The sequence below is a fragment of the Streptomyces gobiensis genome, from assembly GCF_021216675.1.
GTDB lineage: Bacteria > Actinomycetota > Actinomycetes > Streptomycetales > Streptomycetaceae > Streptomyces > Streptomyces gobiensis.
The window spans coordinates 4,697,666-4,718,408 of record NZ_CP086120.1; the positions used below are offsets into that span (position 1 = coordinate 4,697,666).

At 67.6% G+C, this 20,743-nt stretch carries 16 protein-coding genes; 8 read left to right on the plus strand and 8 right to left on the minus strand.

Annotated features, from left to right (window positions below; all coding sequences use genetic code 11):
* Positions 1-8: 8 nt before the first annotated feature.
* The 3 genes from test1122_RS21880 to test1122_RS21890 are packed head-to-tail and all read right to left on the minus strand — an operon-like array spanning position 9 to position 2,792.
* Positions 9-296 (minus strand): DUF3099 domain-containing protein, encoded by a 288-nt coding sequence (locus test1122_RS21880; RefSeq protein WP_232270864.1) that lies wholly within the window; start codon positions 294-296, stop codon positions 9-11.
* 17 nt (positions 297-313) lie between these two features.
* Positions 314-1,159: a PaaX family transcriptional regulator gene (locus test1122_RS21885; protein WP_232270865.1), complete on the minus strand. Its 846-nt coding sequence runs from the start codon at positions 1,157-1,159 to the stop codon at positions 314-316.
* Positions 1,160-1,163: 4 nt separating this feature from the next.
* Positions 1,164-2,792: an AMP-binding protein gene (locus test1122_RS21890; protein WP_232270866.1), complete on the minus strand. Its 1,629-nt coding sequence runs from the start codon at positions 2,790-2,792 to the stop codon at positions 1,164-1,166.
* A gap of 94 nt (positions 2,793-2,886) precedes the next feature.
* Here test1122_RS21890 and test1122_RS21895 point away from each other — a divergent pair, with 94 nt between their 5' ends.
* The 3 genes from test1122_RS21895 to test1122_RS21905 all read left to right on the plus strand — a co-directional run bounded on the left by test1122_RS21895 (position 2,887) and on the right by test1122_RS21905 (position 5,122).
* On the plus strand, positions 2,887-3,996 hold the full coding sequence (locus tag test1122_RS21895) for an acyl-CoA dehydrogenase family protein (RefSeq protein ID WP_232270867.1): 1,110 nt from the start codon (positions 2,887-2,889) through the stop codon (positions 3,994-3,996).
* The gene (locus test1122_RS21900) at positions 3,993-4,391 is read left to right on the plus strand and encodes a RidA family protein (protein ID WP_232270868.1); all 399 of its coding nucleotides are present in this window, start codon (positions 3,993-3,995) and stop codon (positions 4,389-4,391) included. Before test1122_RS21895 ends, test1122_RS21900 begins: the two co-directional genes overlap by 4 nt.
* Before the next feature lie 482 nt (positions 4,392-4,873).
* Positions 4,874-5,122 (plus strand): DUF5999 family protein, encoded by a 249-nt coding sequence (locus tag test1122_RS21905; RefSeq protein WP_232270869.1) that lies wholly within the window; start codon positions 4,874-4,876, stop codon positions 5,120-5,122.
* Positions 5,123-5,196: 74 nt separating this feature from the next.
* On the opposite strand, the gene test1122_RS21910 is transcribed toward test1122_RS21905, so the two are convergent.
* Positions 5,197-6,726 carry a helix-turn-helix domain-containing protein gene (locus test1122_RS21910; RefSeq protein ID WP_232270870.1) on the minus strand — a complete coding sequence of 510 codons (1,530 nt, stop codon included), beginning with the start codon at positions 6,724-6,726 and terminating at the stop codon, positions 5,197-5,199.
* A gap of 278 nt (positions 6,727-7,004) precedes the next feature.
* On the opposite strand from test1122_RS21910, the gene test1122_RS21915 reads away from it, so the two are divergent.
* Positions 7,005-7,838 (plus strand): metallophosphoesterase family protein, encoded by an 834-nt coding sequence (locus tag test1122_RS21915; RefSeq protein WP_232270871.1) that lies wholly within the window; start codon positions 7,005-7,007, stop codon positions 7,836-7,838.
* Between the two features lie 48 nt (positions 7,839-7,886).
* Here test1122_RS21915 and test1122_RS21920 read toward each other — a convergent pair whose 3' ends face one another.
* From test1122_RS21920 to test1122_RS21935, 4 genes are all read right to left on the minus strand, one after another.
* Complete coding sequence (locus tag test1122_RS21920; RefSeq protein WP_232270872.1) at positions 7,887-9,146, minus strand: sugar ABC transporter permease; 1,260 nt, start codon at positions 9,144-9,146, stop codon at positions 7,887-7,889.
* On the minus strand, positions 9,143-9,946 hold the full coding sequence (locus test1122_RS21925; RefSeq protein ID WP_232270873.1) for an ATP-binding cassette domain-containing protein: 804 nt from the start codon (positions 9,944-9,946) through the stop codon (positions 9,143-9,145). Before test1122_RS21925 ends, test1122_RS21920 begins: the two co-directional genes overlap by 4 nt.
* 33 nt (positions 9,947-9,979) lie before the next feature.
* Positions 9,980-11,086, minus strand: coding sequence for a substrate-binding domain-containing protein (locus test1122_RS21930; RefSeq protein ID WP_232270874.1), 1,107 nt, complete (start codon positions 11,084-11,086; stop codon positions 9,980-9,982).
* A 159-nt stretch (positions 11,087-11,245) separates the two neighbouring features.
* On the minus strand, positions 11,246-13,687 hold the full coding sequence (locus test1122_RS21935; RefSeq protein WP_422397034.1) for a SpoIIE family protein phosphatase: 2,442 nt from the start codon (positions 13,685-13,687) through the stop codon (positions 11,246-11,248).
* Between the two features lie 467 nt (positions 13,688-14,154).
* On the opposite strand from test1122_RS21935, the gene acnA reads away from it, so the two are divergent.
* The 4 genes from acnA to test1122_RS21955 all read left to right on the plus strand — a co-directional run bounded on the left by acnA (position 14,155) and on the right by test1122_RS21955 (position 20,684).
* Positions 14,155-16,896: an aconitate hydratase AcnA gene (gene acnA, locus test1122_RS21940; RefSeq protein ID WP_232270875.1), complete on the plus strand. Its 2,742-nt coding sequence runs from the start codon at positions 14,155-14,157 to the stop codon at positions 16,894-16,896.
* A gap of 308 nt (positions 16,897-17,204) precedes the next feature.
* The gene (ngcE, locus tag test1122_RS21945; RefSeq protein ID WP_232270876.1) at positions 17,205-18,623 is read left to right on the plus strand and encodes an N-acetylglucosamine/diacetylchitobiose ABC transporter substrate-binding protein; all 1,419 of its coding nucleotides are present in this window, start codon (positions 17,205-17,207) and stop codon (positions 18,621-18,623) included.
* A gap of 38 nt (positions 18,624-18,661) precedes the next feature.
* Positions 18,662-19,735: a carbohydrate ABC transporter permease gene (locus test1122_RS21950; protein WP_232270877.1), complete on the plus strand. Its 1,074-nt coding sequence runs from the start codon at positions 18,662-18,664 to the stop codon at positions 19,733-19,735.
* Positions 19,736-19,757: 22 nt separating this feature from the next.
* Positions 19,758-20,684 carry a carbohydrate ABC transporter permease gene (locus tag test1122_RS21955; RefSeq protein ID WP_232270878.1) on the plus strand — a complete coding sequence of 309 codons (927 nt, stop codon included), beginning with the start codon at positions 19,758-19,760 and terminating at the stop codon, positions 20,682-20,684.
* Positions 20,685-20,743 lie beyond the last annotated feature (59 nt).

Sequence of the window (20,743 nt, forward strand, 5' to 3'; positions counted from 1 at the left end):
CGGAGGCCCTACAGCCCCTCGTCTCCTGGGCGGTCGTTTCTGAGCTCTTCCTCCCACAGGAGCTCATCGAACTCGTCGATCTCGACCGGCTTGGCGGCCTCCTCGTCCCACCAGCGATCGTCAGCCTCCCGCTTGTTCGCCACGATCACCGCGATCGGCGGGATCGCCGCGGCGATCACACACATGGCGACGGCCAGGGGTACGGAGAAGAGGCGCACAAACGCCCAGGCGCTGATGAAGAGCGTCAGACAGACCGTCATCAGCGCGAAGTAGCGCCGACGCCGCCGCGTGTACATACCTCCAGCTTACGGCGCTAATCCGGGCTCAGCTGGGCTGCCGCGTACCGCGCGCCGGGTGCGTGCAGCCTGCTGTGCAGCTCCGCGAAGACCCGGGCCGAGCGCTCGCCGGGCCAGTCGTCCGGCAGCAGGGCGGGCGGCAGCCCGGGGTCGGCGTAGGGCAGCCGTCGCCAGGAGTCCAGGGCGAGGAGATAGTCGCGGTACGCCGCCTCCGGCGGGATCTTGCGGCGGCGGACCCATGAGCTCAGCACCGGCTCGTGCGCCGTCAGGAACGCGCGGTGCAGCGCCGCGATCGCCGACAGATCCCACCAGCGGGCGACGGCGTCCGCCGTGGGCTCAAAACCGGCGTGGGTGCCGCGGAAGAGATCGACATAGGAGGACAGGCCCAGTCGCTCCAGTGAGTGACGGGCCTCCGGCTCCAGATGGGATGGCGCGATCCAGATGCCCGGAGCGGCGTTACCGAAGCCGAGCCGGGACAGCCGGGAGCGCAGGATATGGCGGCGCTGGCGTTCACTCTCGGGTACGGAGAAGACCGCGAGCAGCCACTGCCTGTCCGGTACCGGGCGGTGATAGATACGCCGGTCCCCGTCTTCCAGGAGCTGCCGGGCGCCGGGGGAGGGGGCGTACCCGGCCGCCTTGCTGCCGGACCCGTGTGCGGTCAGCAGGCCGCGCCGTTTCAGCCGGGACACCGCCGACCGTACCGAGGGCGCGTCCACGCCGACCGCGGCCAGCAGCCGGATCAGCGCGGCGATCGGCACCCGGCCGTCCGGGGCCAGGTCGCGTCCGTACGCACCGTAGAAGGTGACGATCAAAGACCCGGGGGAGGGCTTGGGGGGCACGGGAGGTGCGTGCTGCTCTGCCACCCCGTCACTCTAGATCCACTTCCCGCAGCCGAAACCGCTGCAGCTTGCCGGTTGGCGTGCGCGGAAGCGATTCAGCAAAGAAGATCTCACGCGGGCGTTTATAAGAGGAAAGCTCCGAGAGAGTGAATGAGCTAAGGGTTTCAGCCATTTCACTCCCAGGGGTCGCACCATCCCGCAGCACCACATGGGCGACGACGATCTGGCCTCGCTGCTCGTCGGGGCGTCCGACCACAGCCGCCTCCAGCACATCGGGGTGACGCAGCAGCGCCTCCTCGACCTCCGGGCCCGCGATGTTGTAGCCAGCAGAAATGATCATGTCGTCCGCGCGGGCGACATAGCGGAAGTAGCCGTCCGGCTCCCGGACATATGTATCTCCGGTGATGTTCCAGCCATCGCGCACATAGTCGTGCTGGCGCTCATCCGCGAGGTAGCGGCAGCCGACCGGTCCGCGCACGGCCAGCAGCCCCGGCTGCCCGTCCGGCACCGGCGTGCCGTCCGGTCCGAGCACCCGCGCCTCGAAGCCGGGCACCGGCACCCCGGTCGTGCCCGGACGGATGGCCTCATCGGCGGCGGAGATGAAGATATGCAGCATCTCGGTGGCGCCGATGCCGTTGATCAGCCGTATACCGGTCTCCCGGTGCCATGCCTCCCAGGTGGCGGCGGGCAGATTCTCCCCGGCGGAGACACAGCGGCGCAGGGAGGAGATGTCGTACCCGCCGAGCCTGCCCAGCATTCCCCGGTAGGCGGTCGGCGCGGTGAACAGTACCGAGACCCGGTGCCGCGCGATCGCGGCCAGCATCTGCTCCGGGCCGCTCCACTGCTCCAGCAGTGCCGAAGCACCCACCCGCAGCGGGAAGATGACCAGGCCGCCGAGCCCGAAGGTGAAGCCGAGCGGTGGACTGCCCGCGAAGACATCGTCCGGGGTGGGACGCAGCACATGGGCGGCGAAGGTGTCCGCGACCGCCAGGACATCCCGGTGGAAGTGCATACAGCCCTTGGGCCGCCCGGTGGTGCCGGAGGTGAACGCGATCAGCGCGACATCGTCCGCGGCGGTCTCGACCGGGGCGTACCACTCGGGCTTGCCCTTGGCCAGCCACAGCAGATCGTCGGCCGTGTCACCGCCGAAGACGGTCACCCGCAGGCCCGGGGCCCCTGCCGCGGTCAACTCGTCCAGCGACCGTACGTCACACAGCGCGTGCCCCACCCGGGCGATCTCGCAGATGGTACGCAGCTCACCGCGCCGGTGCCCGGCCAGTACGGTCACGGCCACCGCACCCGTCTTCGTCACCGCCAGCCAGCAGGCGGCGAGCTGTGGCGAGGTGGGCCCGCGCAGCAGCACCCGGTTGCCCGGCAGCACCCCGAGATCCTCGGTGAGGACATGCGCGATGCGGTCGACCTGCCGTTGGAGCCGGCCGTACGACCAGATCTCGCCGGCACCGGTATGGACGGCGGGGCGTGCGGCACCCAGCCGCTCCACCGTGCGGTCGAGCAGTTCCACACCACAGTTGAGCCGCTCGGGGTAACGCAGTTGCGGCCCGTTGGACTGGTTGAACACCAGCTGCGGCCACTGCTCGGAGGGCGGCAGATGGTCGCGGGCGAAGGTGTCAACGTGCGCGGACGGGCTGAGCTGCATGGTGGGTTCGCCCCCTTGCGGCGTGCCGATGTGCCGTTGAGCGTAACGTGATGGTGACGGCAGTCAACGGCCCGCGATAAAGGAGGCGTTGCCGATGCCCGCGTTCGCCCTGGCGCCGGAGGAGCGTAAGTGGTGCACGGAGCTGCGCACACTGGCCGCCGAGCGGCTGCGCCCCCTGGCGGAGAACGGCACTCCTGGTGCCGTCAACCGTCCCCTGATCGCCGCACTTGGCGAACTCGGCTTGCTGGCACGGATGTTCACGGGCCGCGCCCTGGAACTGTGCCTGCTGCGTGAATCCCTCGCCTATGGCTGCACCGAGGCGGAGACCGCCCTCGCCCTCCAGGGGCTGGGCACGTATCCCATCGTCCAGTCCGGCACCGCGGAGCAGCGGTCGCGCTGGCTCCCAGCGGTGACAGCGGGCCGCGCCGTGGCCGCCTTCGCGCTGAGCGAGCCCGGCGCGGGCTCCGACGCGGCGGCCCTGGCCCTGGAGGCGCGGCCCGCCGGGGACGGCTGGCGCCTGACCGGTACCAAGACCTGGATCTCCAACGCCCCGGAGGCCGACTTCGCCTGTGTCTTCGCCCGTACGACCCAGGGCGCGGGGGCCCGTGGCATCACCGCCTTCCTCGTGCCCGCCGACCGGCCGGGGCTGACCGGCACTGGGCTGGAGATGCTTTCCCCGCACCCCATCGGCACCCTCACCTTTGACTCCGTACCGGTCACCGAGGCCGATCTGCTGGGCGAGGCCGACCGAGGTTTCGCGGTCGCCATGCGCACGCTGAACCTCTTCCGGCCCAGCGTCGGAGCCTTCGCGGTCGGGATGGCCCAGGCAGCCCTGGACGCCGCTCTCGCCCACGCCGCGCGGCGCCCCGCCTTCGGCGGCACCCTGCGCGACCTTCAGTCGGTCTCTCACCAGCTGGCCGAGATGGCCACCCGTATCGAGTCCGCCCGGCTGCTGGTCTACGCCGCCGCAGCGGGCTACGACCGGGATGACCCGGATATCGCCATGCGCTCCGCGATGGCCAAGCTGCTGGCCACCGAGACCGCCCAGTACGCCGTCGACACCGCCGTCCAGATCCATGGCGCCGCCGCCCTGCAGCGCGGCCATCTCCTCGAACACCTCTACCGCGAGGTCCGTGCTCCCCGTATCTACGAAGGGGCGACCGAGGTCCAGCGCACGATCATCGCCAAGGAGCTCTTCAGATGACCCTCGACCGCGTCAACCCCGCCGAGCTCTCCCCACCCACCGGCTTCTCCCACGCGGTCACGGCCGAAGGCTCCCGCCTGGTCTTCCTCGCCGGTCAGACGGCGCTGAACAGGGACGGGAAGATCATCGGCGACGATCTGCCCGCGCAGTTCGCACAGGCCCTCACCAACCTCCGCACCGCCCTCCACGCCAGTGGCGGCGCCCCCGAGCACCTGGCCCGGGTCACCGTCTATACGACCGATGTCGCGGCCTACCGCGCCCACACCCGCGAGCTGGGCCGCGTCTGGCGTGACCACATGGGCCGTGATTACCCGGCCATGGCGCTCATCGGCGTGGTCCGCCTCTGGGACGAGACCGCCCTGGTCGAACTGGACGGGATGGCGGTGCTGCCTTAGGCGGTGGCCGGGCGAGCTTTCCCCGAGGCCCGCCACTTCCCGGCTGTGCCGGTGTGCGGCTGCGCCGCGTGGCTTGGGTGGTTTCCCCTATACCCTCCCCCAGCTACCTCCCCCAGACTTCGTCTGGGAGGTGCCCCCAGGAGGTGCCCCCACCTTCCCGGAAACCGGGGCTTCGCCCCGGGGTCCCGGGGGTGGTCGGGTGCGGGCCGGTGGCCGGTGTTGTGCCCACCAAGCGTCGCGAGCTCCGCCCCGAGGCTGGCCGGAGCGCTGTGGCTGGTGTGGGTGGGTGGTTGCGTAGCAGGGCGGGCCTACGCCCCTCGCGGGGCTGCGAGTGCCCACAACGGGGTGGGGGTCTGGGCGAATCCCTCCGGGGGTCGGGCGGGGTTTTGTTTCGCTATATCGGCAGGAGTACATTTGTCCTGTCATAGAGACAACAACCCGACTTGTGACAGGTTGGTATCAGTTCGAACGAAGGTGGCGCGGTGTGCCAGCACCGAACTCAGTGCCCCTCGGCTCTCGCACATGACCGAGAGGCAGCCCGGGTGGTCTTTTCTCACCCGGAGCAAGGCTGGAGCCTGCTCTGCAATGGTGTGGTGATTTTTGAGGACACCGGTGAGCTGCTGCCCGACGGAACCGTCGTCCCGCCGCAGCGGCCGCCGGCCGACCGGCTCGCGTCGGCCTCCCAGTGGGAGGGAGCACCGCAACGCACCGCGTCCGGTGCCCGGCCCTGACCTGGCGGGCCAGCCAGCGGCCCCCTGTCGCGCCTGCCGCATCGCGGCGCGACAGGGCGGCACACGGATCCCGTTCAGATGTCGCGGAAGGTCTCGATCTGCGCGCCCACCGAGTTCAGCCGCTCGGCGAGGTCCTCATAGCCGCGGTTGATGACATACACATTGCGCAGCACCGAGGTGCCCTCGGCGGCCATCATCGCCAGCAGCACCACCACCGCCGGGCGTAGCGCGGGCGGGCACATCATCTCTGCCGCCCGCCACCGGGTCGGCCCCTCCACCAGTACCCGGTGCGGATCGAGGAGTTGCAGCCGGCCGCCGAGCCTGCCCAGGTCGGTCAGGTAGATGGCGCGGTTGTCGTAGACCCAGTCGTGGATCAGCGTCGAGCCGTACGCGGTCGCGGCGATGGCCGCGAAGAACGGCACATTGTCGATGTTGAGGCCGGGGAACGGCATCGGGTGGATCTTGTCGATCGGCGCTTCGAGCTTGGAGGGGCGGACCGTCAGATCAACCAGCCGGGTCCGGCCGTTGTCAGCCGGGTACTCCGCGGTCCGGTCGTGGTCGAGGCCCATTTCCTCCAGCACGGCCAGCTCGATCTCCATAAACTCCACCGGCACCCGGCGGATCGTCAGCTCCGATTGGGTGACGACCGCCGCGGCGAGCAGGCTCATCGCCTCGACCGGGTCCTCGGAGGGTGAGTAGTCGACATCGACGTCGATGTTCGCGACCCCGTGCACGGTCAGCGTGGTGGTGCCGATTCCCTCGACCTGGACGCCCAGCTGCTCCAGGAAGAAGCAAAGGTCCTGGACCATGTAGTTGGACGAGGCGTTGCGGATGACCGTTACTCCGCTGTGGCGGGCGGCGGCCAGCAGCGCGTTCTCGGTGACCGTGTCCCCGCGCTCGGTCAGCACGATCGGCCGTGTGGGTGAGATCGCGCGGTCCACAGCAGCGTGGTACGTCCCCTCGGTTGCCGTGACCTCGAGGCCGAAGCGGCGCAGTGCCTGCATATGCGGCTCGACGGTACGGGTGCCGAGGTCGCAGCCGCCCGCGTAGGGAATCCGGAAGTTGTCCATCCGGTGCAGCAGCGGGCCCAGGAACATGATGATGGACCGGGTGCGGCGGGCCGCGTCCGCGTCGATGCTGGCCAAATCGAGCTCGGCCGATGGTGTGATCTCCAGATCGGTGCCCTCGTTGATCCAGCGCGCCCGGACACCGATGGACCCGAGCACTTCCAGGATCCGGAAGACCTCCTCGATACGGGCGACTCGGCGCAGGACCGTACGGCCCGAGTTGAGCAGTGACGCACACAGCAGTGCGACACAGGCGTTCTTGCTCGTCTTGACGTCGATGCTGCCCGACAGCTGGCGTCCGCCCACCACCCGCAGATGCATCGGACCGGAGTACCCCAGCGAGACGATCTCACTGTCCAGAGCTTCACCAATACGGGCGATCATCTCAAGACTGATGTTTTGATTGCCGCGCTCAATCCGGTTGACGGCGCTCTGGCTGGTGCCGAGTGCCTCCGCGAGCTGTGATTGAGTCCAGCCGCGGTGCTGGCGAGCGTCCCTGATGAGCTGTCCGATACGTACGAGGTAGTCGTCAGTCATGAGTATGACTCTATCTCAGATATGAGATGTATCCGCATGTGAGGAGGGCGTCTAATGGGCTATTCGGGTGGTACGTGGCCAATTTCGGGGCGTGCAGGGCAAGTCGACCGCCGCGTATGCGGGGCGCACAACCCATTGCCATGCCTCTGTCCAGCGCCCCTTTCATGGTCGCTTACGCCCGCCCGGCGTCAAGTTCGGCCTGCGCTCCTCCCGGCGACCCCTGTGGCGCAAGCGGGCCGGTAAGGTCAACGACGCAGTCCGTTGGGGAAGGGGGCGCGATGTCAGCTGGCCGCGGGCGGCTGTGCGCAGTCAGTGACCTGCATGTGTCGTACAGCGAGAACCGGCCCATCGTCGAAGCGCTGCGACCGCGGTCCGATGACGACTGGCTCCTGGTCGCGGGTGACGTCGCCGACACGGTGGCTGATATCGAGTGGGCGCTCAGGGTGTTGAAGGACCGCTTCCGGACGGTGGTCTGGGTGCCGGGCAATCACGAACTCTGGACACCCCGCACCGATGTGGTGCGGCTGCGCGGGGTGGAGCGCTACCTCCATCTGGTGGAACTGTGCCGCCGCCTGGGCGTGCTGACGCCGGAGGACCCCTATCCGGTGTGGCGGGGACGGGGCGGGCCGGTCACGATCGCGCCGCTGTTCCTGCTGTACGACTACACCTTCCGGGTCGACGGGGTGCTGACCAAGCAAGAGTCGCTGCGGCGCGCGTACGAGGCGGGGGTCGTGTGCACCGACGAGCATCTGCTGCACCCCGACCCCTACGCAAGCCGGGACGACTGGTGCCGGGCCAGGGTCGCGGAGACCGAGAAGCGGCTCGCCGCGTGTGCCCCGGACGCGCCGCCGGTGCTGATCAACCACTGGCCGCTGGTGCGCGAGCCGACCCGGGTACTGCGCTTTCCCGAGTTCGCCCAGTGGTGCGGCACCGAGCTCACCGCCGACTGGCACCGGCGCTTCAACGCCGCCGCCGTGGTCTACGGCCATCTGCACATACCCCGGTCCACGGTCTACGACGGGGTGCCGTTCGAGGAGGTCTCGCTCGGCTACCCGCGCGAGTGGAGAGCCCGCGCGACCCGGCCCGAGCTTCCCCGGGTCATTCTGTCCTGAGACTGTCCTGAGGAGGACGCGACCGGCGAAGCTCACCCGGACCACGGATCAGACCAGGCCGTGGGCCCTCTGCGACCGCCGTGACAGCGAGTCGATGACCACGGCGGCGAGCAGGACACTACCGGTGATCATGAACTGTACGGCGGTCTGGATGCCCAGGAGGGCCATACCCGAGGCGATCGACTGGATGACCAGCATGCCGAGCAGCGCGGACCAGGTGGAGCCGCGCCCGCCGAAAAGGCTGGTGCCGCCGATGACGGCCGCCGCGATGGCCATCATCAGCAGCATGCCGGAGCCCGAGGTCTGGCTCGCCGAGGTGATCCGCGAGGCCAGGAACAGTCCACCGATCGCGGCCATCGTGCCGGACACCATGAATACCGAGATCCGCACCCACACCACATTGATGCCGGCGCGGCGAGCCGCCTCGACACCGCCGCCGAGGGCGAAGATCTTCCGCCCGTAGGGGGTGCGGTGCAGAAGCAAGTCCAGGCTGACAACGACCAGGAGAAAGATCAGCAGGGCGAGTGGCAGACCCTGGAACCGGTTGAGCGTGTAGGCGGCGGCAAACGCGATCACCGCGAGCACACCCGTGCGCACAGCGATCTCGCTGAGCGGCCGACAGGGCACACCGAGGGTCTTGCGGCGCAGTCCGCCCAGGCAGGAAGAGAGGAAGAAAATGGCCACGCTGACCGCGGCCAGGCCGTAAGCGGCGGCGATATCGTCGAAGTAGAGGCTGGTCAGGCGAGCGACCAGACCCTCGTCGTCCAGGTTGATGGTGCCCCGGGTGCCCAGCACGTAGAGCATCAGACCGTTCCAGCCCAGCAGCCCCGCGAGGGTGACGACGAACGCGGGTACGCCGATCCTGGCGAAGAAGAACCCGTGGACCGCTCCGACCGCCGTTCCGGAGAGCACCGCGACCATGACCGCCAGCCATTCCGCCATGCCCTGATGCACGTTCAGCACGGCGAACGCAGCCGCCGCGAGGCCGCTGACCGAGCCCACCGACAGGTCGATCTCACCGATCAGCAGGACGAAGACGACGCCGACCGCGATCAGGCCCGTGCCGACGATGTCCACACTGAGGTTGGACAGATTGCGCGGCGTGAGGAATCTGTCGTTGAGCAGCTGGAAGATGACCCAGATCACGATGAGGCCGAGGACGACCGGGACGGAGCCCAGTTCGCCGCCGCGCAGCCTGCGCAGAAACTCCCTGAGGTAGCCCCTGAAGCCCTGCTCGCGCACGAGCAGACGGGGGTCGACGGGTCTGGGCACGGCGCCGGCGCCGCCGTCTGTCCTGGTGGGATTCACGTTCTTGGATGCCCCTGTCCTGATCGCCCTTCCCCCGGGCGCTCCGCGCGTCGCGTCGCGGTGTTGTCCGCGGCGCCGGTGATGGAGGAAATGATCGCTTCCTGGGAGGTGGTCCGCACATCGAAGAATCCGTTGTTCCGGCCGAGGTACAGCACCGCGGCCCGGTCCGCGACGGCCTTGATGTTGGCCATGTTGTGGCTGATGAGCATCACCCCGAGTCCGCGTTCACGCAGCTGCTCGATGAGATCGAGAACATGGGTGGTCTGCTGGATCCCCAGGGCGGCGGTTGGCTCGTCCAGGATGACGACCTTGGGTTCGCCGAGGAGTGAGCGGGAGATCGCGACTGTCTGCCGCTGGCCTCCGGACAGAGCGGCGACGGGGCTGCGCACGTTGGGGATGCGGATCGACAGGGTGTCCAGCAACTCCCGGGTGCGGCGCTCCATCTCCACCTCGTCGAGGATCCCGAACCTGCGGATCTCACAGCCGAGGAAGAGGTTGCCGACGACATCCAGGTTTTCGCACAGCGCCAGATCCTGGTAGACGGTCGCGATGCCAAGGCTCTGGGCATCGCGGGGCCGGTTGATCTGGACGGTGCGGCCCTCCCACTCGATGACGCCCTCGTCCGCGGGGCCGACACCCGCCAGCACCTTGGCGAGGGTGGACTTGCCGGCGCCGTTGTCGCCCACGAGCGCGACGACCTCACCCGGATGGAGCTCCAGCTCGACGTCCGAGAGCGCCTGGACCACACCGAACCGCTTGGAGACTCCGCGCAACGCCACCAGGGGAGTCGTTGACCTCATCTCCTTACTCCTTCGCCGCCGGGCCGCCCGGTACTACCCGGTGAGTCCGGCCTTCTCGCAGGCGGACTTGAGCTTCGGGGGGCAGATCTGATCGATCGTGTAGAGGCCGTCCCTGACGACGGTCTCGTTGATGTTGTCGACGGTCAGCGGGATCGGGGTGATCAGGACAGCCGGAACGTCCGTGGCGGTGGCATTGCTGACCTCGTCTTCGGCGATGTCGTCGAGCTTGTCGCCACGGCCCAGCGCGATGGCCATTTCGGCGGCGGCGTGGGCCTCTGGTCTGTAGGGCTTGTAGACGCTCATGTACTGCTCGCCCGCGACGATGCGCTGCACGCCCGCGAGTTCGGCATCCTGGCCGGTGACGGGGGGCAGTGGCCGGACATTGCTGGCCTTGAGGGCGGAGATGACGCCGGAGGCGACACCGTCGTTGGCGGCGTAGACGCCGTCGATGCCGTTGGCGCCCAGGGCGGAGATGGCGCCGGTCATGTTGGTGTGGGCGTTCGACGGCTTCCACTCGGCGGTGTCATATGACTTGCCGATCTTCACCCTGCCCTGGAGGACGGAGAGTGCGCCCTTCTTGTATTCGGCCGCGTTCGGGTCGGTCGGGGCGCCGTTCATCATGACGATCTGTCCGTCGTCCGCGTTGTCACCCAGGGCCTCGAGGAGTGCCTTGCCCTGGATTCTGCCGACCCGCTCGTTGTCGAACGAGGTGTAGGCCGAGATCGGGCCCTCGGCGAGGCGGTCGTAGGAGAGGACCGGGATGTTCGCTTCGTTCGCCCTCTTGACCGAGGAGCTGATCGACCTGGAGTCGACGGGGTCGAGGATGAGGACCTTGACCCCCTTGGTGATCATGGAGGCTACCTGCCGCTGCTGAGTATCCGCGCTCTGCCTGGCGTTGGCGTACTCAACCGTGCAGCCGTCACACAACTCCTTGATCTTCTTCTCGATCAGGGGCCTGTCGAATTCCTCGTAGCGGAAGGTCTGATTTTCAGGGAGCAGCAGGCCGACGCTGAAACCGTCCGGGTCAGGGGTGGTCCCGCCCGGAGGGCCGGACTCGCCGGCCTTCCCGCAGGCGGCAAGGGTGACGGCCATGGATACCGCGGCCACAACGAGGGTGGTGCGCATCCGGCAGGCAGTCATCCGAGGGTCCTCTCTGACCCGTTTTACGAGTATTGTGGCGGTCACTCGATGCCAGGATAGATCGGATGAAGTGCGGCAGCTCACAGCCGCCGTCAGGGGGCGCCGCATGACGCCGCACCGTGATGCGGCGGGGCGGGGGTAGTCCGCTGGCGGTGCGGCTCAGGACGGGCTGGGCCCGGTGTCCGCTCGGACGGGCTCACGCGAGGGCAGGGCGACCTCACCCCACACCTGCTTGCCGCCGCTGAGCGGCACCGAACCCCAGGACGCCGACATCGCCTCGACGAGCAGGATGCCCCGGCCGCCGGTGGCCTCCCAGTCAGGAGCCGCCGGCTTGGCAGGTGCGCGCGGCGATGTGTCGCTCACCGCGACCCGTAGCCGGTCCCCGGCGAGCGTGAGTCCGAGGTGAACCTGGCCCTGGGTGTGCACCAGGGCGTTGGTTACCAGTTCGGAGACCACCAGCAGGATCGCGTCGACCTCCTCCGTCACTCCCCAGGAGCGCAGGGTGCGTGCGGTGAAGCGGCGTGCGTGCATGACGGCGTCGGGCAGTCGCCACACCGTCCAGCTGGCCCGGATCGGCTTGACCTTCATCCCGTCGTAGCGCAGGAGCAGCAGTGCTACATCGTCGTCGCGCCGGATGGCGCCGCCGAGCAGCTCATCGGCCACCCGCTCGGCGTTGGACGGATCGGCGGCGGAGAGTACGTCGCACGCGCGGCGCATGCCGTCCTCCAGATGGAGGCTCGCGGACTCGACCAGGCCGTCCGTCAGCAGGGTGAGAACCGTGCCGGGGGCCAGGCCCACCGCGGTCATGGGAAACTCCGCGTCCGCGAGCACCCCCAGCGGGGGGCCGCCCTCGATCACCACCTCCTCGGTGCTGCCGTCCGGGTGGCGCAGCAGCGGCGGCATATGTCCCGCCCGGACGAACCAGGCGTTGCCCTCCTCCATGTCCAGCGCGACATAGCAGCAGGTGGCGAACAGGTCGGTTTCCATGCCGATGAGCAGGCGATTGGCATGGGAGACGACGACGTCGGGCGGGTGGCCCTCCACGGCATAGGCCCTGATCGCCGTGCGCATCTGACCCATGATCGTCGCAGCAGCGGCGCTGTGCCCCTGTACGTCCCCGATGACCAGGGCCACATGGCCGTCGGAGAGCGGTACCACGTCGTACCAGTCGCCGCCCACTTCGAGTCCCACCGTCGCAGGCAGATAGCGGGCGACGGCCACAGCTCCGGGCAGCACCGGAAGGGTGCGGGGCAGCAGGGTGCGCTGGAGCATGGTGGCGAGCTCGTGCTCGGCGTCGGACGCACGGGTGCGGACCAGGGCCTGCCCCACCAGACCCGCGGTCGCGGCCAGCAGGGACCGTTCCTCGGGGTCGAACTTGTGCGGCTCATCCCAGCCGACCACGCACGCGCCGACCACCCGCCCGTCGGACGGGAGAGGCAGGATGGCGAGACCGCCGGGGCCGATACCGGCGAGAGCGGGTTCGAAGGCGGTGCCCGCGGGCCACAGGCTGGCATGCTCCTCGCGCAGCGCGGCCTTCAGGGTGGGCAGGGCGCGGGTCGGCACATCGGGCCATTCGGTCCGCCATTCGGCCCGCCAGGTCTCCGGCCAGGCACCCGGTTCGGGTGGGTCGAGGGCGGTGACCACCAGCCGGTCGGCCTCGAGCTCGGCGAGCGCCACCCGATCGGCTCCCAGCGGGTGGCGCAGGGCTGTGACCGCCACCCGGCTGACGTCCCGGATGGTCATCGCGGTGGCCAGGGTGGCGGACAGCCGCTGTACCCTCGACACCTCGTCCTCGCTGGGCCGCAGATGCGAGGCATCGGTGATCATGGCCAGGACCCGCTCCGGCCTGTCGAGGGCGTCGGTCAGCACCCGGAAGCGCAGCCGCAGCCAGCGCAGCTCGCCGCTGGGCCGGCGGATGCGGAACTCCAGTTCCCGGCCACTGGAGCTCGAATGGCCCGGCTCGACGATGGACATGAGCGCGGGAGTGTCGTCCGGCACGGTGTGCGCGAGCAGGGTTTCCACGCGTCCGTCAAAGTCGTCCTCGGCGATGTCGAGCAGCTCGAGCGCCCCCGTGTCCGCGTCGATCCGCCCGGTGCTCAGCACCAGGGTGAACGATCCGACGCGGACGCGGCTCAGGTCGGGGCCCAGTACGGACCGAAGCGGTGGCTGGCCGGTGGCCTGGACACCGATCACTTTCTCATCCACTTCGATCCGTACGGCGACCTGGTCGGCGTAGAGCTCCAGGAAGTTGCGCCGCTCGGCGTCGAAGCCGTCGCCGGCGTTGTCCACGACGACCAGGCAGCCCAGCTGTCTGCTGTCCACTCCCAGTGGCAGCGCGCCCAGCGAAACGCCGGCCGGCAGCGTGCCCATGCCGCTCTCGCGGTAGTCGGCGAGCTCGGCGGAGTTCAACCACAGGGGCCGGCCGGTACGGATGGCCTCGGCGGCGGGGGAGCGGCCGGAGAGGGCACATCGAGACGGCAGCTCGTACAAGGGGCCCGGTTCCCCGACCGCCTGGGTCAGAAGCAGCTCACCGGCCTCTTCGTCCCGCACATAGACGGCGGCCAGCGCCGCTCCGGCGAACACCAGGACCTGCTTCGCCACGGCCTGCAGCGCTTCGGCGGCCGATATCGACTGTCCCGACCGCCGGTCCCGCCCGCGATCTCGGGGCTCCCACCCGGGCGCCGCATTCGCCGGACGTTTCGCCATCCCATCGCCTCCGACCCGTCATCGCGCGAGGCTCTTCCAGCGTAAGCAAGAGAGCCGCAGGGTGGGGATGGTGTGCGCATCTGATCAGAGTTCCCCGAGCCGGGACCGTGCCGGGTGGGATTCGTGTATACGGGCCACGGGCCGGCGGCTGCATCCATCACGGCATGGAGGCGGACCAGGGCATGACCGGGCAGCGGCGATGTACTAGAGTTATCTCGACATCGAGATATCTGCCGAGAGGTGTATCGCCGCCGCAATTGCTTAGGTAAGCCTAACTTAGGCTCACCTTAGCGGATGGGCAAGGTCCTGTGACGGCAGGATCGCGGTGGTACGCGCGAATTCATGCATTGAAGGAGACTGTCGTGTCGGCGAACAGCTTCGACGCCCGCAGCACGCTGCAGGTGGGCGACGAGTCGTACGAGATCTTCAAGCTGGACAAGGTCGAGGGCTCCGCCCGTCTTCCGTACAGCCTGAAGGTGCTGCTGGAGAATCTGCTCCGCACGGAGGACGGCGCGAACATCACCGCCGACCACATCCGGGCGCTGGGCGGCTGGGACTCCAAGGCGCAGCCCAGCCAGGAGATCCAGTTCACGCCGGCCCGCGTGATCATGCAGGACTTCACCGGTGTGCCCTGTGTCGTCGACCTCGCCACCATGCGCGAGGCCGTCAAGGAGCTCGGCGGTGACCCGGCCCGGATCAACCCGCTCGCCCCGGCCGAGCTGGTCATCGACCACTCCGTCATCGCCGACAAGTTCGGCACCCCGGATTCCTTCGCCCAGAATGTCGAGCTGGAGTACGGCCGTAACAAGGAGCGCTACCAGTTCCTGCGCTGGGGCCAGACCGCCTTCGATGAGTTCAAGGTCGTCCCGCCCGGCACCGGCATCGTGCACCAGGTGAACATCGAGCACCTGGCCCGCACCGTCATGGTCCGTAACGGCCAGGCCTACCCCGACACCCTCGTCGGCACCGACTCGCACACCACCATGGTCAACGGCCTCGGCGTCCTCGGCTGGGGCGTCGGCGGTATCGAGGCCGAGGCCGCGATGCTCGGCCAGCCGGTCTCGATGCTCATCCCGCGCGTCGTCGGCTTCAAGCTCACCGGCTCGCTGCCCACCGGCACCACCGCCACCGACCTGGTGCTGACCATCACGGAGATGCTGCGCAAGCACGGTGTCGTCGGCAAGTTCGTGGAGTTCTACGGCGAGGGCGTCGGCTCCATCCCGCTCGCCAACCGCGCCACCATCGGCAATATGTCGCCGGAGTTCGGCTCCACCGCCGCGATCTTCCCGGTCGACGGCGAGACCATCACCTACCTCAAGCTCACCGGCCGCAGCGAGCAGCAGCTCGCTCTGGTCGAGGCGTACGCCAAGGAGCAGGGCCTGTGGCTGGACCCGTCCGCCGAGCCGGAGTTCTCCGAGTACCTTGAGCTGGACCTGTCCACCGTCGTCCCGTCGATCGCCGGGCCGAAGCGCCCGCAGGACCGTATCGTCCTCGCCGACGCCAAGCACCAGTTCACGGTTGACGTCCGCAACTACGTCAACGACGGTCCGGACGAGTACGAGGCGAGCAAGGAGTCCTTCCCGGCCTCCGACGCCCCGGCCCAGGTCGAGACCGTGCCCACCAAGAAGGTCAAGGTCACCACCCCCGACGGCACGGAGTACGAGATCGACCACGGCGCCGTCACCGTCGCCGCGATCACTTCCTGCACCAACACCTCCAACCCGTCGGTCATGGTCGGCGCCGCGCTGCTGGCCAAGAAGGCGGTGGAGAAGGGCCTGACCCGCAAGCCCTGGGTCAAGACCACCCTGGCCCCGGGCTCCAAGGTCGTCATGGACTACTACGACCGTGCCGGGCTCACCCCGTACCTCGACAAGATGGGCTTCAACCTTGTCGGTTACGGCTGCACCACCTGCATCGGCAACTCCGGCCCGCTGCCCGACGAGGTCTCCCAGGCCGTCAACGAGCACGACCTGGCCGTCACCTCGGTGCTCTCCGGCAACCGTAACTTCGAGGGCCGGATCAACCCCGACGTCAAGATGAACTACCTGGCCTCCCCGCCGCTGGTGGTGGCCTACGCCATCGCCGGTTCCATGAAGGTGGACATCACCAAGGACGCGCTGGGCACCGACCAGGAGGGCAACCCGGTCTACCTCAAGGACATCTGGCCGTCCGAGGCCGAGGTCGAGGAGGTCGTCGCCTCCGCGATCGGCCAGGAGATGTTCAACAACAGCTATCAGGACGTCTTCGCCGGTGATGCCCAGTGGCAGGCGCTGCCCATCCCGACCGGCAACACCTTCGAGTGGGACGCCGAGTCCACCTACGTCCGTAAGCCCCCGTACTTCGAGGGCATGACGATGGACCCGGCCCCGGTCGAGGACATCTCGGGCGCCCGCGTGCTGGCGAAGCTGGGCGACTCGGTCACCACCGACCACATCTCCCCGGCCGGTGCGATCAAGGCCGACACCCCCGCGGGCCAGTACCTGACCGAGCACGGTGTCCAGCGCCGTGACTTCAACAGCTACGGCTCACGCCGCGGCAACCACGAGGTCATGATCCGCGGCACCTTCGCCAACATCCGGCTGCGCAACCAGATCGCCCCCGGTGCTGGGCGGTCTTCTCTGCCAGAAGGCGGCTACACCCGCGACTTCACCCGGCCGGACGCACCGGTCTCCTTCATCTACGACGCCTCGCAGAACTACCAGGCGGCGGGCATCCCGCTGGTCATCCTGGCAGGCAAGGAGTACGGCTCCGGCTCCTCCCGCGACTGGGCGGCCAAGGGCACCCGGCTGCTCGGTGTGAAGGCCGTCATCGCCGAGTCCTACGAGCGTATCCACCGCTCGAACCTCATCGGCATGGGTGTCCTGCCGCTGCAGTTCCCGGAGGGCGCCACCGCCCAGACGCTGGGGCTGACCGGTGAGGAGACCTTCGCCATCTCCGGCGTCACCGCCCTGAACGACGGCGGTATCCCGGAGACCGTGAAGGTGTCCACCGACACCGGTGTGGAGTTCGACGCGAAGGTCCGCATCGACACCCCCGGCGAGGCCGACTACTACCGCAACGGCGGCATCCTGCAGTACGTGCTGCGCTCGCTCATCCGCAAGTAGGCACAACAAGTAGGCACAGCAAAAAGTAACGCGAGTCAGACGGCAGGGCCGCACTCCCGAGGGGAGTGCGGCCCTGCCGCATGGTCTCAACTCGGGAAAGACGGCGAGGAAAGCTGTTTTCGATCTTGCCCAGTTGGCAGCGAGTGGACTATACCTGTCGGCACCCGGGCCGTAGTGTTCATACGCCGACCCGGTCTCGACAGCACGACCCAAGCTTCAACTGACCTGCGGTGTCGGGACCTTCGCCAGTGGCGAGTTGACGGAGACCGGAACACCGCCTGAGTCCTGGAGAAGGCGAGGACTTGAGCATGGGATCCACCGATGTCAACCGTCGTGAACTGATCAAGCGGTCCGCCGCGGCTGGTCTGGCCGCTGTTCCGGCCATGGGGGCGCTGTCCGCCTGCGCAAGCAGTGGAAGCGGGGCCAGTGACAAGGTCGAAAAGGGCGAGAAGACCGATAAGAACCCGCTGGGTGTGAACAAGCAAGCCGGGCTTGAAGTAGTCATCTTCAACGGCGGCTACGGTGACCAGTACGCCCAGGACGCGCATAAGGTCTATGAGCGCAGCTACGGCGAGGTCAAGCATTCCAAGACCCAGAAAATCCGCACCAAGATGCAGCCGCGGATGGTCAAGGGGAACCCGCCGGATGTCATCAACAACTCCGGCGCCGAGAATATGGACATAGCCAGCCTGATCAAGGACGGCCAGGTGGCCGATCTCGAACCGCTGCTGGACGCACCCACGCTGGACGACCCCGCCAAGAAGGTCCGGGATGTGCTCATGCCGGGCACCATCGAGAAGGGCCAGTTCGGCGGGAAGGAGATGTACCAGCTCAACTACTCCTTCACCGTGTACGGCACCTGGTATTCGAAGACGGCGCTGGAGCGGCTTGATGTCGAATACCCCAGGACCTGGGACGAAATGCTCGCGGTCTGTGCCAAGGCGAAGAGGGAGGGCATAGCGGGCTGGACATACGCGGGCAAACATCCTTACTACTTCTCCTTCACCCTCTATCCGTTCTTCACGAAAATCGGCGGCCCCGATGTCATGAAGGACATCGACAACCTGGAACCGAACGCCTGGAAGCACGATGCGGTGAAGAAGGCCTTCGACGCCTATTACGAGCTCTACGCCAAGGGGTACATCCTCAAGGGCACCCCGGGCATTGACCACATCCAGTCGCAGACGCAGTGGACCAAGGGAAACGCGCTGTTCATCCCGAACGGATCCTGGGTGGAGAACGAGGCCAGGAAGACCACACCCAAGGACTTCCAGATGACCGTGGCACCGCCGACCAGCCTCGACACATCGGACGCCATGCCCTTTGAAACGGTCTACGCCGAGGCGAGCGAACCCTTTATGGTCCCTGCAAAGGCCAAGAACGTCGAGGGTGGCATGGAGTGGCTGCGCACCATGCTCGGCAAGGAATCCACCCAGAACTTCACCAAGCTGGTCTCCGCACTGACCTGTGTCCAGGGCGCCGCGGAGGGGATGGAGCTGCAGTCCGGCCTCGCCTCGGCCAGCGCGGTCCTGGACGCCGCTGGTGAGCACGTCATCACTCCGCGTATCCAGGACTGGTATCTGGAGCTCCACAAGGACAAGATCGGCGGCACCATCGCCGCCATGATGTCCGGTGACATCAAGCCGGAGGAGGCCGTCAAACGCTGTCAGCGCTTCGCCGATGAGACGGCCAAGGACGACTCCATCAAGAAGTACAAGCACACCTGACCCAGGTCGGTTCAACGGTGAGTACGGAGCGGGGCGGCATGGCGAACGATGTCCGGACGGTGGAGCGGAAACCCACTGACACGGCACCCAGGAAAGAAGAGGGCACACCCCTTGGTGACTACCCGCTGTACGCAGCGGCGTTCTTCCTGCCGCCCCGGCTCACTCCAGAGCGGGTGAAGAACAACCGGCGTTACCGGGCCCTCGACACATACCGGTTCATCTGCTGGTTTCTGCTGATCCCGCTGGTCATCTACGCCATCTTCGTGATCTCGCCCTTCCTCCAGGCGTTCTACTACTCGCTCACGGACTGGACGGGTTACAGCTCCGACTTCGCCTTCGTCGGCCTGGACAACTACGCTCGCCTGCTGGACGATTCCACCTTCTGGGCGTCCATGCGCAATAGCTTGCTGCTGCTTGTCGCAGCACCGGTGGTGACCCTCGGCCTCGGACTGTTCTTCGCCTTTATGCTGCAAGCCGGTGGGCGGCACAAGAAGAACGAGGCCATCTCCGGCGTACGCGGCGCGAAGTTCTACAAGGTCGTCTACTTCTTCCCGCAGGTCATTTCGGTCGCCATCATCGGCGTCGTATGGGCGGCCATGTACGACCCGATCACGGGCCCGCTCAATGGCATCCTGCGCGCGGCCGGCCTCGGTTCCCTCGCTCAGAACTGGCTGGCGGACCCCAAGCTGGCGCTGGGCAGTGTGCTGTTCGTACTCTGCTGGATGTTCATCGGCTTCTATGTGGTGCTGTTCTCCGCCGCGATGGGGTCGATCCCGAAGGACATCTACGAGGCCGCCCTGCTGGACGGCGCCAGCCGCCCGACGACCTTCTTCCGCGTCACCCTTCCGCTGATCTGGGACACCGTGCAGACCGGCTGGATCTATATGGGCATCCAGGCGCTCGACGCCTTCGCCATCGTGCACATCATGACCATCAACAAGGGGGGTCCAGGCCAATCCACCCTGGTCACACCGGTCTTTCTCTACAAGAAGGCCTTCGATGTGGGGCAGGCCGGCTACGCCACCGCGGTGGGCGTCGTGCTGCTGCTGGTCACCATGGTATTCGCAGCGATCATGATGCTGCTCAGCCGGCGTGAGCGGATTGAGTACTGAGATGAGCGGAGGGACCCAGACAATGAGCGCAACTCAGTCCGCGGAGCTAACGCACACCGCCCCGCAGACCGGTGAGCACGGGGGAACGGCACATGAGAAGGTCCCGAAAGGCCAGGGGACCGAGGGCGGTGTCCTCAATGTCTTCTCCAACGCGTTTCTGGTGCTGTGGGTGGTGATGGCCGCTGGCCCCCTGGTCTGGGTCATGGTCAACTCCCTGCGGGACTCCGGCGCCATCGAGGGCGACCCCTTCGGCTGGCCGACCTCGCTGAGCTTCGAGAACTTCACCAACGCCTGGTCCGAGGCGAACATCGGCCAGTACGCCCTGAACTCCGCGATCGTTCTGGCGGGCTCACTGCCCGGCACCATGCTCCTGGGCTCGATGGCCGCGTATGTGATCGCCCGCTACGCCTTCCCCGGGAACCGGGTCATCTATCTGCTCTTCGCGGGCGGCATGATGTTCCCGATTATCCTGGCGGTGGTACCCCTGTTCTTCGTCATGGACAACTTCGGGCTGCTGGACACCCGCCAGGGCCTGATGCTGGCCTACATCGCCTACTCGCTGCCGTTCACGACCTTCTTTATGACGGCGTTCTTCCGGACCCTGCCCGGCAGCGTGGCCGAGGCGGCGACCATTGATGGCGCGTCGCACACCCGGACGTTCTTCCAGATCATGCTGCCGATGGCCAAGCCGGGATTGATCAGCATCGGAATCTTCAACTTCCTGGGCCAGTGGAACCAGTTCTTCCTGCCGCTCGCCCTGAACTCGGAACACGAGGACCGAGCCCTGCTCACGCAGGGCCTCGCCGAACTCTCCGTCAGCCAGGGCTACGAAGGGGACTGGGGCGCCCTCTTCGCGGGCCTGTCCATCGCCATGGTGCCGATCCTGGTGGTGTACATGGTCTTCCAACGCCAGGTCCAACAGGGCCTGACAGCTGGAGCCGTCAAGTAGTCCCCTCCGCCCAGCGGGGCGCCCCGCCATGCGGCGGAGCCGCATGAGGAGCCAGGTAC

Coding starts and splice junctions, on each gene's coding strand:
- ngcE (WP_232270876.1), top strand. CDS start 17,205: ATGGGATCCACCGATGTCAACCGTCGTGAACTGATCAAGCGGTCCGCC.
- test1122_RS21890 (WP_232270866.1), bottom strand. CDS start 2,792: ATGCAGCTCAGCCCGTCCGCGCACGTTGACACCTTCGCCCGCGACCAT.
- test1122_RS21880 (WP_232270864.1), bottom strand. CDS start 296: ATGTACACGCGGCGGCGTCGGCGCTACTTCGCGCTGATGACGGTCTGT.
- test1122_RS21950 (WP_232270877.1), top strand. CDS start 18,662: ATGGCGAACGATGTCCGGACGGTGGAGCGGAAACCCACTGACACGGCA.
- test1122_RS21955 (WP_232270878.1), top strand. CDS start 19,758: ATGAGCGCAACTCAGTCCGCGGAGCTAACGCACACCGCCCCGCAGACC.
- test1122_RS21900 (WP_232270868.1), top strand. CDS start 3,993: ATGACCCTCGACCGCGTCAACCCCGCCGAGCTCTCCCCACCCACCGGC.
- test1122_RS21895 (WP_232270867.1), top strand. CDS start 2,887: ATGCCCGCGTTCGCCCTGGCGCCGGAGGAGCGTAAGTGGTGCACGGAG.
- test1122_RS21910 (WP_232270870.1), bottom strand. CDS start 6,726: ATGACTGACGACTACCTCGTACGTATCGGACAGCTCATCAGGGACGCT.
- test1122_RS21930 (WP_232270874.1), bottom strand. CDS start 11,086: ATGACTGCCTGCCGGATGCGCACCACCCTCGTTGTGGCCGCGGTATCC.
- test1122_RS21915 (WP_232270871.1), top strand. CDS start 7,005: ATGTCAGCTGGCCGCGGGCGGCTGTGCGCAGTCAGTGACCTGCATGTG.
- test1122_RS21925 (WP_232270873.1), bottom strand. CDS start 9,946: ATGAGGTCAACGACTCCCCTGGTGGCGTTGCGCGGAGTCTCCAAGCGG.